13 protein-coding genes are annotated in these 13,065 nt (G+C 58.0%); all 13 read right to left on the reverse strand.

What is annotated here, in order from left to right; all coding sequences use genetic code 11:
- Positions 1-2 precede the first annotated feature (2 nt).
- From AB1763_03590 to AB1763_03650, 13 genes are read right to left on the reverse strand one after another with little or no spacing between them, the layout of a single operon-like run.
- A complete protein-coding gene (locus tag AB1763_03590; GenBank protein ID MEW5831899.1) occupies positions 3-1,364 on the reverse strand; it encodes a hypothetical protein in 1,362 nt (453 codons plus the stop codon).
- Positions 1,348-2,613: an oligosaccharide flippase family protein gene (locus AB1763_03595; GenBank protein MEW5831900.1), complete on the reverse strand. Its 1,266-nt coding sequence runs from the start codon at positions 2,611-2,613 to the stop codon at positions 1,348-1,350. Before AB1763_03595 ends, AB1763_03590 begins: the two co-directional genes overlap by 17 nt.
- On the reverse strand, positions 2,610-3,287 hold the full coding sequence (locus tag AB1763_03600; protein ID MEW5831901.1) for an acylneuraminate cytidylyltransferase family protein: 678 nt from the start codon (positions 3,285-3,287) through the stop codon (positions 2,610-2,612). Before AB1763_03600 ends, AB1763_03595 begins: the two co-directional genes overlap by 4 nt.
- Positions 3,280-4,353: an acyltransferase gene (locus tag AB1763_03605; GenBank protein MEW5831902.1), complete on the reverse strand. Its 1,074-nt coding sequence runs from the start codon at positions 4,351-4,353 to the stop codon at positions 3,280-3,282. Before AB1763_03605 ends, AB1763_03600 begins: the two co-directional genes overlap by 8 nt.
- Positions 4,353-5,399: a nucleotidyltransferase family protein gene (locus AB1763_03610; GenBank protein ID MEW5831903.1), complete on the reverse strand. Its 1,047-nt coding sequence runs from the start codon at positions 5,397-5,399 to the stop codon at positions 4,353-4,355. Before AB1763_03610 ends, AB1763_03605 begins: the two co-directional genes overlap by 1 nt.
- Positions 5,396-6,559: a UDP-N-acetylglucosamine 2-epimerase gene (gene neuC, locus AB1763_03615; protein ID MEW5831904.1), complete on the reverse strand. Its 1,164-nt coding sequence runs from the start codon at positions 6,557-6,559 to the stop codon at positions 5,396-5,398. Before neuC ends, AB1763_03610 begins: the two co-directional genes overlap by 4 nt.
- Complete coding sequence (neuB, locus tag AB1763_03620) at positions 6,556-7,551, reverse strand: N-acetylneuraminate synthase (protein MEW5831905.1); 996 nt, start codon at positions 7,549-7,551, stop codon at positions 6,556-6,558. The genes neuC and neuB overlap by 4 nt, the downstream gene beginning before the upstream one ends.
- Positions 7,548-8,129 (reverse strand): NeuD/PglB/VioB family sugar acetyltransferase, encoded by a 582-nt coding sequence (locus AB1763_03625; protein ID MEW5831906.1) that lies wholly within the window; start codon positions 8,127-8,129, stop codon positions 7,548-7,550. The genes neuB and AB1763_03625 overlap by 4 nt, the downstream gene beginning before the upstream one ends.
- The gene (locus AB1763_03630) at positions 8,126-9,265 is read right to left on the reverse strand and encodes a LegC family aminotransferase (protein MEW5831907.1); all 1,140 of its coding nucleotides are present in this window, start codon (positions 9,263-9,265) and stop codon (positions 8,126-8,128) included. The genes AB1763_03625 and AB1763_03630 overlap by 4 nt, the downstream gene beginning before the upstream one ends.
- Entirely contained in the window at positions 9,266-10,453 is a 1,188-nt protein-coding gene (locus tag AB1763_03635) for a UDP-N-acetylglucosamine 4,6-dehydratase (GenBank protein ID MEW5831908.1), read from the reverse strand.
- A complete protein-coding gene (locus AB1763_03640; GenBank protein MEW5831909.1) occupies positions 10,450-11,532 on the reverse strand; it encodes a DegT/DnrJ/EryC1/StrS family aminotransferase in 1,083 nt (360 codons plus the stop codon). The genes AB1763_03635 and AB1763_03640 overlap by 4 nt, the downstream gene beginning before the upstream one ends.
- Positions 11,529-12,104: an acyltransferase gene (locus tag AB1763_03645; GenBank protein MEW5831910.1), complete on the reverse strand. Its 576-nt coding sequence runs from the start codon at positions 12,102-12,104 to the stop codon at positions 11,529-11,531. The genes AB1763_03640 and AB1763_03645 overlap by 4 nt, the downstream gene beginning before the upstream one ends.
- The gene (locus AB1763_03650) at positions 12,104-13,063 is read right to left on the reverse strand and encodes a Gfo/Idh/MocA family oxidoreductase (protein MEW5831911.1); all 960 of its coding nucleotides are present in this window, start codon (positions 13,061-13,063) and stop codon (positions 12,104-12,106) included. Before AB1763_03650 ends, AB1763_03645 begins: the two co-directional genes overlap by 1 nt.
- Positions 13,064-13,065: the final 2 nt, after the last annotated feature.

Consider the following 13,065-nt stretch of genomic DNA (forward strand, 5'->3'; position numbering starts at 1 on the left):
GGTCAATTCCGTATTTCGTGTTGGATGAAGGCTTCAAGCCGTTTTGTGTGCGGCGTCGTCCAAAGGGGCGAGGTTTCCTCCCCGAAGGGGGATTCCGCCGCTGCCGCAAACTCTTGCGCATCGCGGACAATCCGGATATTCGGGCTTTTCATGTCGCCCATGAATTTCGTCGCCAGAGCGTCGATGTCGGCCAGGATCGCGATTTTGCCGAAAAACAGCGCCTCCTGGGCGCAGGTCGAATAGCAGGTCATGTGGATGTCCGAAGCGCGCATGACATCGTAACACGAATATTCGTCTTTGAACAGGTAGACGTTGGGTCCCATGCCGAATTCTTCGTAATAATCGCGACCGAAATGCCGCAGCGAGAACATAAACGCGATGTCGCGGTGGATGCGGGCGAGGTCGCGGATGAAAAGGGCGAGCTCTTTTTCGACCGTGTACTGGGTCGAGACGGAGACCCTCAGGCGGTATTTGTCCCCGAGGTCGAGGAGCTCTTCGGGGATCGGTTCGCGGGCGATGAGCTCGAGCTGGTAGCGGCCGACCGGGTAGATTCGCGCGATGGGGTTGTTGGGGGTATTTTCGAGCTCGCGCCGGTCGTATTCCCCGAAGGCGAGGAGGACGTCGGGAAAATAGGAAGGGTCGAGGGGCTTGAGCAGGTTATAGGCGAAATGTTCGGGGCCGATGGCGGAATGTTGCGCTTCGATGGTTTTGATTCCCCGCTCCGATGCCGCCTTGAGGATCGCCTGGTCGCTGTCGTAGCAGCTCACAAAGATCGCTTTGGGGCGGTAGAGGGCGAAGAGGAGGCGGTAGACCCTTTTGCGGACGTTGAACGCACGGATGAAGGAGGCGTAGTCGAACGCGGTGGCGTTGTCGCGGTTGATCGTATCGAGCAGCGGGATCTCGATGCTCGGCCCGAACCGTTTTGCGGCGAGGAGGAGCAGCCCCGCGACGAGATCGAGGAGCCGTTTTGAGACGATCCGTTTCGTCGAGATCCGGTTTCGGGGGAGATGAAGGGGATTGGGGAGGTCGATGTAGAGACATTTCTCCTCCCCGAGCAGCCCGATCAGCTCTTCGAACGCTTTTTCGCGGTAGATCCCGTGGTAGGGGAAGCGTGACTGGGTGTTGGAAAAAACGAGGTAGTCGTAGCGGTGAAACCAGTTGCCGAAACCGTAGAACGCTTCGCGCAGGGCTTTAACCCCTTTTTTGACGAGGCTTTGGCGGTTTTGGAGGGCGTATTCGTCGGTCATGTTCCGGATACTGTGCCAGAAATAATAGGTTCTCAGGTACGACCACACTCTCTCGCCGCCGTAGAGGAGGGTTTCGACGCCGTAATCGCGTTCGGTCCGTTTAAACGTGCTGTTCATGGTTTCTCCAAAAGACCCAGGGCATGGGATAGAGGCGGTGGGCCAAAAACCATCCGAGGATAAAAATCGTTCCGTATCCGCAGACGAGGGCGTATGCCGAGCCGATCACCCCGTAGCGGAGGATAAAAAAGTAGTTCAGACCCCACAGCAGCAGGAGCGAGAGGGTGGTCACGATCGAGAGGAGGTAGGTTTTTTTGACGTAAAAAATGTAGTTGGTCACGATGAAATAAAACCCCTGGAGCAAGAACGCGACCGAGAGAACCTGCGAAAGGACGACCCCCTCCCGGAAGTTCCCGCCGATGAAAAAACGGTACACCAGAGGGAGAAGGGCGATAAAGACGAGGGTGAAAGCTGTCATCGCCAGGGCGACTTTGTAGGTTTGGCGGACGATGAGGGCTTTGGCGCCCGCCGAGGGGGAGGCGTTGAGCTGTTCGTAGAGGTGGGGCATCCATGCCTGGTTAACGGAGGTCATCACGATCAAAATCCCCCCCGCGACCTGAAACGCGACGCTGTAAAGACCCACTTCGCGCACCCCCATCATGTTGGCCAGAAAGAGTTTGTCCGACATCGCCAGCAAAATCCCCGCCAGGGTATGGGGGAGGAGCGGGATGCCGAAGCGCAGCGCCTCTTTGAGGGTGTCGCGCGAAACGTACAACTGAAGGTAGCCCAGGGTACGAAGCACGGCCAGCCCCAGGAGGGTGAAGAGGGCATATGCGGCGGCGATCCCCAGGATGCGCCCTTCCCATCCCATTCCCAGCGAAACGACGAATACGAGGGTGAAGGCGAAGTTGGCGAGCGTCAGGGAGATTTTGAATTTGGCGTAGTTGAGCGGCTCTTTTTTGGCCTGGAAAATGACCGGCAGCATCGTCGGGATCGATTGCATCAGGGCGAACAACGGGACGCACACGACCCAGTCGGAGGGAATCTTGAACGATGCGGACAAAGGGGTCTGGAAAAGGATGAAAAGAAGTTCCAAAAAGGCGAAAGCGCCGAGGGGTATCCATATCATCGACGAAACGAACCGGCTGAACCCCTCCGGGGAGAGTTTTGAGTATTCCAGGATGAAAAGGCTGTGGATGTTCAGCAGGATAAAGGGGAACGAGAGGCTCATCAAAAGCTGCACCAGCGAGAGTTTTCCGTAATCGCCGGGGCTCAGGTACGACGTGAGGAGCGGCAGCAGCAAAAAAGGGAGTGCGGCATTGACCATGTTGGCCGCCGAATAGGAGAAGATGTGTCTGCGCAGGCTCACAGGTACAATCCGGCGATTTTGAAATCGATCTCTTCGTCGATGTCGACCGAACTTTCGCGGTCCATCGGATAGGCGTAGATGTTCGCGTTCAGGAAAAAGCTTTTCTGCTCGAGCAGGGGGACGGTTTTGCAGACGTAGACGGCGCCGTTGATCCGGTAGTACTTCTCAAGGTCCTGGCTCCGTTTGTTGCGGACCTCCTCGCGCAGAAAATGGCGCATGTCCCCATCCTCGGGAAGGGTGTTGCTCCACAGCGGGCTGTGGTCGTTCTCACACACCGAAATGACGGCGTCGGCGTTTTTCGCCACCGCTTTCTCCAGCGCTTCGTCGATGTGGTGCGCTTTGCGCAGCGGGCTGGTCGGCTGGAGCAGCACGATCCAGTCGCTGCGCGGGGAGTGCCCGATCGCGTGTTCGACCGTCTCGAACGTTCCGGCGGTGTCGGTCGCGAGGTCGTCCGGGCGCCGGAGCGCCTCTATCCCGTAGCTTTGCGCGATCGCAAGGATTTCCGCATCATCGCTGGTGACCACGATGCGGTCGATGTAGCGGCTCTTCATCGCCGCTTCGATCGTCCATCCAATGAGCGGTTTGCCCCCCAGCGGAAGGAGGTTTTTCCGGGGGAGGCGTTTGCTCCCGCCGCGTGCGGGGATGATGGCCAAAACGGTGTGATTCTTAATCATGTCGGGCTCTCCGGGATAACAGGGATCGGGTCAGCGGACGTTCGTAGCGTTCGTAAACGAAATGCGATGCGACGAGGGTTGCGAGGATCATGAAAGCGATCTGTGCTTGAGGAGGAATATCGCTGCCATTGAACCATACGACGTTGCAGACGAGAAAAACGACGGGGTGGAGCAGGTAGAGGGTGTAGGAGATATTGCCGAACCGCTCGAACGCTTTTGCCGTCGGACTTTGGTGCGCGACGTGCGGGTTCAGTGCCGTAAACAGGTAAAACAGGATCAGTGCGACCGCCGAGAGGATCAGGCGGTCAGTCTCGTAGATGAGGGCGACGATGCCCCCCTCGACCGGGTAGAAAACCGCCGTAAGGGCCGTTGCGCCGATCAGGAACCAGACCGTCCGTTTCGGAAGCGCAAAAAAGGAGCTTTTTTCGAGGTAGAGCACCCCCCCGAGGATTCCGAAAAGAAAAAAGTAGACGTGGTTGACCGGGTTCATGTAGATGGGCCAGTACTCCGCCGTTTCGGGGGAATCGAACATCCCGAACGCCGAGACGCCCAGCGCCGAGAAGGCGAGGATCAACAGTGCGGCCGAAGCCGTTTTTTTCGCTTTTCGGACGGCGTAGAGGGCAAGGGGGAGGAGCAGGTAAAACGCGATCTCCATCCCGATCGACCAGCTCCCCGCCGTAAAGCCCGTGTGGTGCCCGAAGAGGACGAAGCTGACGGTGAGGTTCAGAAGGATCTGCTCCATCGGGGGGAGCGTTTTCCCCCCCACGAGAAGTGCCAGCAGAAAGAGTGCGACGACGAGCCAGTAGAGGGGATAGATCCGGGCAAAACGCTTGAAAAAATAGTCTTTGAGGAGCGGGGCGTCGAAACGCTCGAATTTTCGATAGTAGCTCAGCGTCAGCGAAAAACCGCTGATGATGAAAAAGAGCGAGACGCCATACAGGGCGTTACGCGTCAGCGCCGATGCGGCATCGGGAGTAAAGAGTTTTTCCCAGATCGAATAGTGGTAGACCATGACGAGCAGGGCGAGTATCCCCCGCAGGTAGTCGATCGTGTAGACTCTCCCCATCAAAAGAACTCGTGATATTCGACGTTGGCGCGTTCGTATTCTTCCATTCGGCCGATGTCGAGCCAGTATTCGCGAATCGGGAAGGAGATCGTTTTCTCCCCCTCGGCGATCAGGGTTTCAAAGAGGGTCGGCATGTCGTAGAACCGGTTTTTCGGAATCCGTTCGAGGGCCTTGGGGCTGAGCATGTAAATTCCCGCGCTGACGAAAAATTTGTGGACCGGTTTTTCGACGATCGAGAGGATCCGGTTCTCTTCGACGTTCACGACGCCGTAGGGGACCTGAAAGTCGTATTCGCGGACGCACATCGTGGCTGTCGCGTCCTGATCGGTGTGGTAATCGAGAAGATGGCCGAAATTGGCGTTGGTGAGCAGATCGCCGTTCATGACGAAAAACGGCTCTTCGGGGAGGGGGGAAAGGAGGCTGAGCGCTCCGGCAGTCCCCATCCGTTCCTCTTCGAGGAGATATTCGATGTTCACGCCGAACGCGCTGCCGTCGCCGAAATAGTTGCGGATGACGTCGGATTTGTAGTTGACGCACATGATGATGTCGGTAAACCCGTATTGAGCGAACGTCTCGACAATCGTCTGCAAAATCGGTTTGTTCCCCACTTTGAGCATTGGTTTTGGGGTCTCTTCGGTGAGGGGACGCAGACGGGTTCCCAGCCCTCCGACCATCAAAACGACCTTGTTGGGTTTGCGGTGGGGGCGGACCAATTCTTCGATCGCCCGGATCCCGATGACCCGGTTCTCCTCGTCCACGACGGGCATCTGGCGCAGTTTTTTGCTCAGCGCTTTTTGGAGGATCTCCTCTTTGGAGTCGGTCAGTCGCGCGACGGTGGGGGTCTTGAAGACGATGCTCTCAATCTTGTCGTCGAGTGTCAGGTTGTTCAGCAGCCCCCGACGGATATCGCCGTCGGTGAGGGTGCCCAGAAGGCGGTCGTTTTCGTCGACGACGATGGCGATCTGCATGGCTCCCTGGTCGATAAGGCGCAGCGCTTCGCGGACGGTCGACGTGGGAAGGAGTTTAATTCGGTCGATCGGTGTCATGGCGTTTCCTTCAGGTCGTAAAACGATTTTTTCAATAGCCCCGAAAAGTCGGTTTGTCGGAGAATTTCAAGTATCCGTTTGCTCGCGTTCCCTTCCCCGTAGGGGTTCGTGACGCTGCGGAGAGTTTCCCGAAACGGCGCCGAATAGAGCCGGGAAAGGGCATCCAGGATCGATTCTTCGGTCGGGGCGCAGTCGATGACGCTGGCGGCTTTGAGCCGTCCTTTCTGGCGGTCACCGATATTGATCGTTCCGATACCGAAACTGGGGGCTTCGATCAGTCCGCTCGAGCTGTTGCCGACGACCCCGTCGACGTATTGCAGCGCGCTGAGGTAGCGCAGCTGCCCCAGCGAGGCGAAAGCGGCCGAAGTGTCGGGATGAGCGGCGACGTAATCGTCGATCATCTTGTTGATGATCCGCCCGTCGGTGTCGCTGTTGGCTTTCGTAAAGAGGATGCGGGTCTCTTCCAGGGTCGAAAGGGCACCCAGGAGAGCGCTGAACTGTTCCTGCGCGGTCGCGTTTTCGAGGGTGGCGGGGTGAAACGTCACAAGGAGGTTTCGGGGGGCGAGGGAAACCCCGACGCTCTCTTCGAACGCCTCTTTGGAGAGGAGCGCAAGGCGACGGATGTTTTCGATCCCCATCCCCCCGACGTTGAAGACGCGGTCCGGGTGTTCTCCGAGCTGGATGACGCGGCGACGGTAGGGTTCGGCCGCCGTAAAGTGCAGATGGGCCATTTTGGTGATGCCGTGGCGCATCGCTTCGTCGTATGCCCCTTCGGTCGTTTCTCCCCCGTGGAGGTGGGCGATGGGGATCCTCGCGATCGTCGCGGCGCTGGCGGCGCAGAAGATTTCGTAGCGGTCTCCGAGCACCACCAGAAGGTCGGGCCTGAGCTCGTCAAAACATTCGGCGAACGAGATTTGCGCGAGTCCCATCGATTTGGAGATCCCTACGGGGGTGTCGCTGGAGAGAAGCATTTCGACTTTTTTGTCGATGACGAACTCTTTTTCGATGTCGCGGTAGGTGAGACCGAACTCGGGGCTCAGATGCATCCCCGTGACGACAAGCTGCAACTGCAGCCGGGAATCGGCCTCGATCTCTTTCATAAGCCAGTAGAGCAGGCCGTACTCGGCCCGGGTCCCGGTGACGACGCAGATTTTTTTCATAGGGGTTCGTCCTCATCGTAATCTCTGGCCGCGCGTTGTCCCACAACTTCGTCGTAACGCATCGGGCTGATCCCGTTACCGGGACGTTTGATGGCGATGTTCTCGGAGGTAAAAACCTCCCCCGCGCGGATGGGACGGGCGGCAACGATGCTTTTGCGGGCGACGGCCATGTTTTTGCGTTCGCTCTGGGAGGGTTTTTTGACCCCGTCGCCGAGGGCCTGCTCGATGTTGCGGATCGCGCTTACCATCGCGCACAGCTCGCCCGGCTCGAGGCTCGCCTTGTGATCGGGTCCTTCCATCGTCCGGTCCAGGGTAAAATGCTTTTCGATGACCGAGGCTCCCATTGCCACCGCCGCAATCGGCACCTCAATCCCCCTGGTGTGGTCCGAATAGCCCGCGCGCACCCCGAACGCCGAAGCGATCGTCCCCATCGCTTTTAGGTTTACTTCCCCCATCGGGCAGGGGTATTCGGTCGTCGCGTGCAGCACGGTGATTTTTTCTTTTGGAGTTCCCGAAGCGTTCAAAACATCCAGTGCGTCTTCGATTTCACCCAGATCGGCCATGCCGGTCGAGAGGATCACCTCTTTGCCCAGCTCCCCGATGCGGCGGAGATAGGGGAGGTTGGTGATCTCCCCGCTGGGGATTTTAAATATCTCCATCCCCAGTGCATTCAGCAGCTCGATGCTCTCGTGATCGAAGGGGGTCGAGAGGAAACGGATCTTTTTGTCGTTGCAGTAGCGGATGAGTTCGCGGTGCGCCGCTTCGTCCAGTTCAAGTTTTTTGATCATGTCGTACTGCGATTCGGCCGCGTCGGTCGTTTGTTTTTGGTAGTCCGCTTTCTGCGCGTTTTTGGCGACGAGCTTTTCGGCTTTGAAAGTCTGGAATTTCACGGCGTCGGCCCCGGCAAGAGCGGCGACGTCGACCAGTTTTTTGGCGAGCTCGAGGCTTCCGTTGTGGTTGACCCCCGCTTCGGCGATGATGAAAGTACTCATGTAACGATGCTCCCCGCTTTGATGAATGACGCTTCCGCGATCAACGCCCCCTCTTTCGAGACGGCGTTACTCCCGACGAAAGTACCCTCTCCGACGACGGTGGCGCCGTTGAGGATCGCCCCGGTCGAGACGTGACAGTGGTCCCCCACGCGGCAGTCGTGCTCGATCAGGGCCTTGGTATTGATGATGCAGTTGGCCCCTACGCGTGCGTGGGCGTTGATCAGCGCATCGTGCATGACGACGCTTCCCCGTTCAATCCGGGCATGGGGAGAAACATAGGCCCGCGGCGATACGATGGAGGGGATGACGTATCCTGCGCGTTCGAGCAGCGCGAAGAGTTTTTTGCGCAGGTCGGGGGTTCGCACCTGCCCTACGCTGACGATCGCGTTGGGGTAGCGCGAAACGAGAGACGCCAGGTCGTCATCGCATCCGATCACGTCGTATCCCAGGAGTTTTCCCCCGATGAGCTCGGGACGGTCGATGATTCCGGCGATCGTGTATTCTCCCCCCGATTCGATGACGTCGATGAGGGCTTTGCAGTGCCCCCCTCCGCCGACCAAAAGGATTTCGGGTTTCATGGGCGCACGCTGCTGGGGAGATTGACCACCCTTTCGCACAGAAAGAGGGCGTTGGAGAGATCACCGCATCGGCAGTGTTCGAACATCGGGAGGCGGTTCATCAGCTTCCAGATCGGCCGTGTCATGACGCCGTTGGCATTGGTGTATTCCAAAAACGCATCCCGTTGTTCGATATTTTCCAGCACGATGGCGTTGAGCCAGTAGTTCGAGCGTCCGTGGGGCGGTTCTGCCGCAAAATGGATCCCCAGGCCGGCAAAAAAACGGTGGTAGGTTTCGGCGAGATCGCGTTTGTTTTCCAAAAATCCCTCCAGCTGCTCGAGCTGCGCGCACAACAGTGCGGCATTGAGGTTCGGAAGGCGGTAGTTGTAAGCGACTTCATCGTGCGCATACTCCCACGGATGGGGAATTTTTGCGGTTGTCGTGATGTGCTTGGCCCGCTTGGCGAGCGCTTCGTCGTCGGTGACGATGACCCCGCCGCCGCCGCTGGTGATGATTTTGTTTCCATTGAAGCTGAACGCACCGAGGCGGCCGAAAGTTCCGGTATGGCGTTCCTTGTAATAGCTGCCGAGCGATTCGGCGGCGTCTTCGACGAGGACGATGTTCCATGCGTCGCAGAGCGCTTGGATTTCATCGATGCGGCAGGGATGGCCGAAGGTGTGCATCGGCACGCACGCTTTGATGGTTTTTCCGGTTGTCCGGTTGACGCACCGACCCTCGATCCGTGAGCACTCCTCCTCCAGGAAAGCTCTCAGAGCGTCCGGACTCAGTCCCATCGTATCGCGGTCGACGTCGAGGAAAACGGGATCGGCGCCGCAGTAGGTGATGGCGTTTGCCGTCGCGATGAACGTCAGCGGCTGGGTGATCACTTCATCTCCCCGTTCCACTCCCGCCACGAGAAGCGCGATGTGCAGTGCAGCGGTTCCGTTGACGGTCGCGACGGCATATTTTGCCCCTACGGTACGGGCGAATTCGGTTTCGAAGCGGTCAACGAACTGCCCGACGCTGGAGACGAACGTCGAGTCGATGCATTCGTTCAGGTACGCTTTTTCGTTTCCGCCGAAACGGGGTTCGTGGAGCGCGATGAACCCTTCGTTTCGGTACAGGGTACGGATGAACTCTACGGTTTGCGTCTGCATTTACATTTTCCCGTCCAGGTATTTCCCGGTCTCTTTATGCCCAAAATCGGGGATCATCTCGAAAAAGAGGTTGACGATCTCCTCTTTCGACCAGGAGCGCCCCGCTTTCATCTTCCCGATCGTTTCGGTGAAGTGGCGCAGTTTCGCCTCTTCGTAGAGGGGATCGTTTTTGATCACCCCGAGGTTGTGGAAACGTTTCATGTCGAGCGTTTCCCTGTCGGTAAAAAACTCTTCGAAATCTTTTTCTCCCGTCGTATCGCTGGCGGTGAAAAGGCAGGGCCATTTTCCCTCATCCGGGAGTGTTTTGGCCAGTTCCCTGGCTTCGTCTTCGGTTGCGCACAAGTAAGGCTCGTATCCGAGCGCTTCGAGGTATTTTACCGCGATGTCGGCAAATGTGACGAGATGGAGCTCTTCGCTCAGTTTCGGGAAAAAGATGTCGCGGTTTTCGCCGAAGATGCACGACATCAGGCACAATTCGCCCGATTCCTCGGGGGTGACGAAATAGCGTTTGATGTCGTTGGGGGCGACGATGGGCTGGCGTTTCTGGATCCGCTGGTTAAACCCGTGGAGTAACGATCCGTCGCTGAAGGCGACGTTGGCGAAACGGGCGGTGGAGATCGGCATTTCGAGGCTGCGGCGCATCAAAAACATCTCCATGATCCGCTTGCTCGCCCCCATCATGTTGACGGGATTGGCCGCTTTGTCGGTCGAGACGCAGAAATATTTCCGGCTCCCTTTCGCGATCGACTGCCGAAGGGTTTTGTCGGTATTGAAAATATTGACGTCGCACATCCGCATCAGGGTGAACGGGTCTTTTTCGCTCCGGACGTGTTTGAGGGCCGAGAGGTTGAGGACGTAGTCGTAACGGCCGTCGGCTTCGATGAACGCGTCGTATTCGACCGAGCCGATATCGAGGGCAAACGTCTGGAAATCGCCGTCGATGTATCCGAACGAACTGCGGATGTCCCGTACCAGCTCGACCATGTTGTTTTCGCTGATGTCCACGACGTGGAGTTTGCGCGGACGGCGCTTGAAAATCTCTTTCGTCACCGCCTGGCCGATCGATCCGGCGCCGCCGATGACGAGGAACGTCGAGGAAGAGACGATCCGGGAGAGTTCCTCCTCATGCTCGGAAATGTCTTTGCCGAAGAGCTCCTTGTTCCGTCCGATCAGAGAGAGGATATTCATAACGCACCTACCGTGTAGTCGATTTCCGCGTCGGTGAGAAACGGGTTCATGGGGAGGCTCATGATTTCGTTTGCGACCGTTTCGCTGATGGGGAAATCCCCCTTTCGGTACCCAAGATAGGCAAAGCACTCCTGCAGATGGAGCGGCATCGGGTAGTGGACCGCCGTGGGGATGCCGCGGCCTTTGAGCTCCTCTTGGAGCGCATCGCGGTTACGGACCCGGATCGAGTACTGCGCGTAGACCGATGTGCGTTCGGGAGCGACGAAGGGAACGGAATGTTTGCCTCTCAGCGCGGCGTCGTATTTGCGGGCGACCTCTTGGCGCAGCGCCAGATCGGTTTCGTAATGGCGGAGCTTGACCAGCAGCACCGCCGCCTGGATCGTGTCGAGCCGGCCGCCGATACCGATGTAGCGGTGATGGTAACGCTTGCTCTGGCCATGGACGCGTAGGGAACGGATCTTTTCGGCCAGCGCGTCGTCATCGGTAAAAAGGGCCCCGCCGTCGCCGAAGCATCCCAGCGGTTTGGCGGGGAAGAAACTGGTGCAGCCGATCGGGCTCAGGGCACACGATTTTTTGCCTTTATAAGTCGCCCCGAAGCTCTGCGCCGCATCTTCGATGACGACCAGGCCGTGTTTGGAAGCGATGGCGTTGATCTCATCCATATCGGCGGTCTGCCCGTAGAGGCTGACGGGGATGATCGCACGGGTTTTGGCGGTGATTTTCTCCTCGATTTTCGAAGGGTCGATCGTGTACGTCGTTTCGTCGATGTCGACGAAGACGGGGACGGCCCCCAGGTGGGCGATCATCTCGGCGGTGGCGATAAAGGTGAAAGGGGTCGTGATTACTTCATCCCCCGGTGCGATGCCGATCCCCATCAGGGCAAGCTGCAGCGCGTCGGTTCCGCTGGAGCAGGTGATGGCGTGCTTGACGCCGACGTAGGAGGCGAGGGCGCTTTCGAGCTGCGCGACCTCTTCGCCCATGATGAAGTTGCATTTGGCCATGACGGCGTGCACCGCCGCATCGATCTCCTCTTGATAGAGGCGGTAGTGTTTTTGGAGGTTGGCGAAATCGATCGTCATGCGAGTTCCTTCAGGGAGTCGTTTTCGAGAAGGTAGCGGCTGCCGTCGAAAGGGTCGACGGCGATGTTGTTTTCATCGAAAGCCAGGGTATTGCCCGCGCGGCTCACCCATCCGATCTGTTTCGCGGGGACCCCCACCATCAGGGCGTAAGGTTTGACGTCGCGGTTGACCACCGCACCGCTTCCGATGAGGGCGTATTCGCCGATCGTGACGCCGCAGACGATCGTCGCGTTGGCCCCGACGCTGCATCCGCGCTTGAGGAGGGTTTTTTTGAACTCGTCGCGACGGACGATGAAGGCTCTGGGGTTAACGACGTTGGTAAACACCATGCTGGGACCCAGAAATACGTCGTCTTCGCACTCCACCCCTTCGTACACGCTGACGTTGTTCTGCACCTTGACGCCGTTGCCGATTTTCACCTTCGGCCCCACGACGCAGTTTTGGCCGAACGAACAGCTTTCCCCGATGACGCTTCCCGATAGGATATGGCTGAAATGCCAGATTTTGGTGTTGTCGCCGATGGTGACGTTCTCGTCGACGTAGCTGGACTCATGGGCGAAAAACGGCGCCATTATCCCAGTACCTTCCGGCAAAAAGGGTGGTATTCCCCTTCCAGCCCCAGTGCGGGAAGCTTGCGGATCGTCGAGACGATGTTGATCGAGTTGCGCGCCTCCTCCAGGCCGAAACCGCCCCCTTGCAGGATATGGCGGTAGCTCGTGGTGTGCAGGTCGGTGAACCCTTCGCTGAACTCGAACTCCTCTCCGTCTACCGTGATGCTGCGGTAGGTCGTTTTCCCCGAGGCTTTGACCTCTTCGGGGATATAGTCGTAGTTGACGCTCAGAAACCACCGTACCCGGGCGTTTTTGAGTTTCATGTACCCCGCGTTGGCGTCAGGCTGTTTGAGGTGGACGAGGTTCTCCTCGATAGGACCGAAGATCCAGCTGAGCATGTCGAAGAAATGGACCCCGATGTTGCTGGCAATTCCGCCGCTTTTGGCTTCGTCGCCTTTCCAGCTGACGAAATACCACCGCCCGCGACTCGTAAGGTAGGTAAGATCGATGTCGTACATTCGGGTCGGATCGGCTTCGAGCTCTTTGGAAATCTTGTTTTTCAGGGCAATGATCGAATCGTGCAGCCGCAGCTGGAGGATGTTGTAGACTTTTTTCCCCGTCTCCTCCTCGATCACTCTGAGCTGGTCGAGGTTGTGGGGGTTGAGGACGAGCGGCTTTTCGCAGATAGCGTGGGCGCCGCTTTTGAGGGCGAAGCGGATATGGCTGTCGTGGAGATAATTGGGGGTGGTGATCGCGATGTACTCGATCCGTTTGTCGTGTTCGCGGTGCCATTTGTCGATGAAGCGGTCGAACCGCTCGAATTCGGTAAAAAAATGGGCCTGAGGGAAATGGCTGTCCATGATCCCGATCCCGTCGTATTTGTCGAGCGCGGCGATGAGGGTGTTGCCCGTCTCCTTGATCGCCTTCATGTGGCGCGGAGCGATGTACCCCGCCGCTCCGATCAGGGCGAAGTTTTTCATCG

This window comes from Campylobacterota bacterium (assembly GCA_040752835.1).
Lineage (GTDB): Bacteria > Campylobacterota > Campylobacteria > Campylobacterales > Sulfurimonadaceae > Sulfuricurvum.

Bases quoted from the DNA above. Each gene is read 5' to 3' on its own strand.
- neuB (MEW5831905.1), bottom strand. From the start codon at position 7,551: ATGAGTACTTTCATCATCGCCGAAGCGGGGGTCAACCACAACGGAAGC.
- AB1763_03600 (MEW5831901.1), bottom strand. From the start codon at position 3,287: ATGATTAAGAATCACACCGTTTTGGCCATCATCCCCGCACGCGGCGGG.
- neuC (MEW5831904.1), bottom strand. From the start codon at position 6,559: ATGAAAAAAATCTGCGTCGTCACCGGGACCCGGGCCGAGTACGGCCTG.
- AB1763_03635 (MEW5831908.1), bottom strand. From the start codon at position 10,453: ATGAATATCCTCTCTCTGATCGGACGGAACAAGGAGCTCTTCGGCAAA.
- AB1763_03625 (MEW5831906.1), bottom strand. From the start codon at position 8,129: ATGAAACCCGAAATCCTTTTGGTCGGCGGAGGGGGGCACTGCAAAGCC.
- AB1763_03645 (MEW5831910.1), bottom strand. From the start codon at position 12,104: ATGGCGCCGTTTTTCGCCCATGAGTCCAGCTACGTCGACGAGAACGTC.
- AB1763_03590 (MEW5831899.1), bottom strand. From the start codon at position 1,364: ATGAACAGCACGTTTAAACGGACCGAACGCGATTACGGCGTCGAAACC.
- AB1763_03610 (MEW5831903.1), bottom strand. From the start codon at position 5,399: ATGACACCGATCGACCGAATTAAACTCCTTCCCACGTCGACCGTCCGC.
- AB1763_03640 (MEW5831909.1), bottom strand. From the start codon at position 11,532: ATGACGATCGATTTCGCCAACCTCCAAAAACACTACCGCCTCTATCAA.
- AB1763_03630 (MEW5831907.1), bottom strand. From the start codon at position 9,265: ATGCAGACGCAAACCGTAGAGTTCATCCGTACCCTGTACCGAAACGAA.
- AB1763_03650 (MEW5831911.1), bottom strand. From the start codon at position 13,063: ATGAAAAACTTCGCCCTGATCGGAGCGGCGGGGTACATCGCTCCGCGC.
- AB1763_03605 (MEW5831902.1), bottom strand. From the start codon at position 4,353: ATGGGGAGAGTCTACACGATCGACTACCTGCGGGGGATACTCGCCCTG.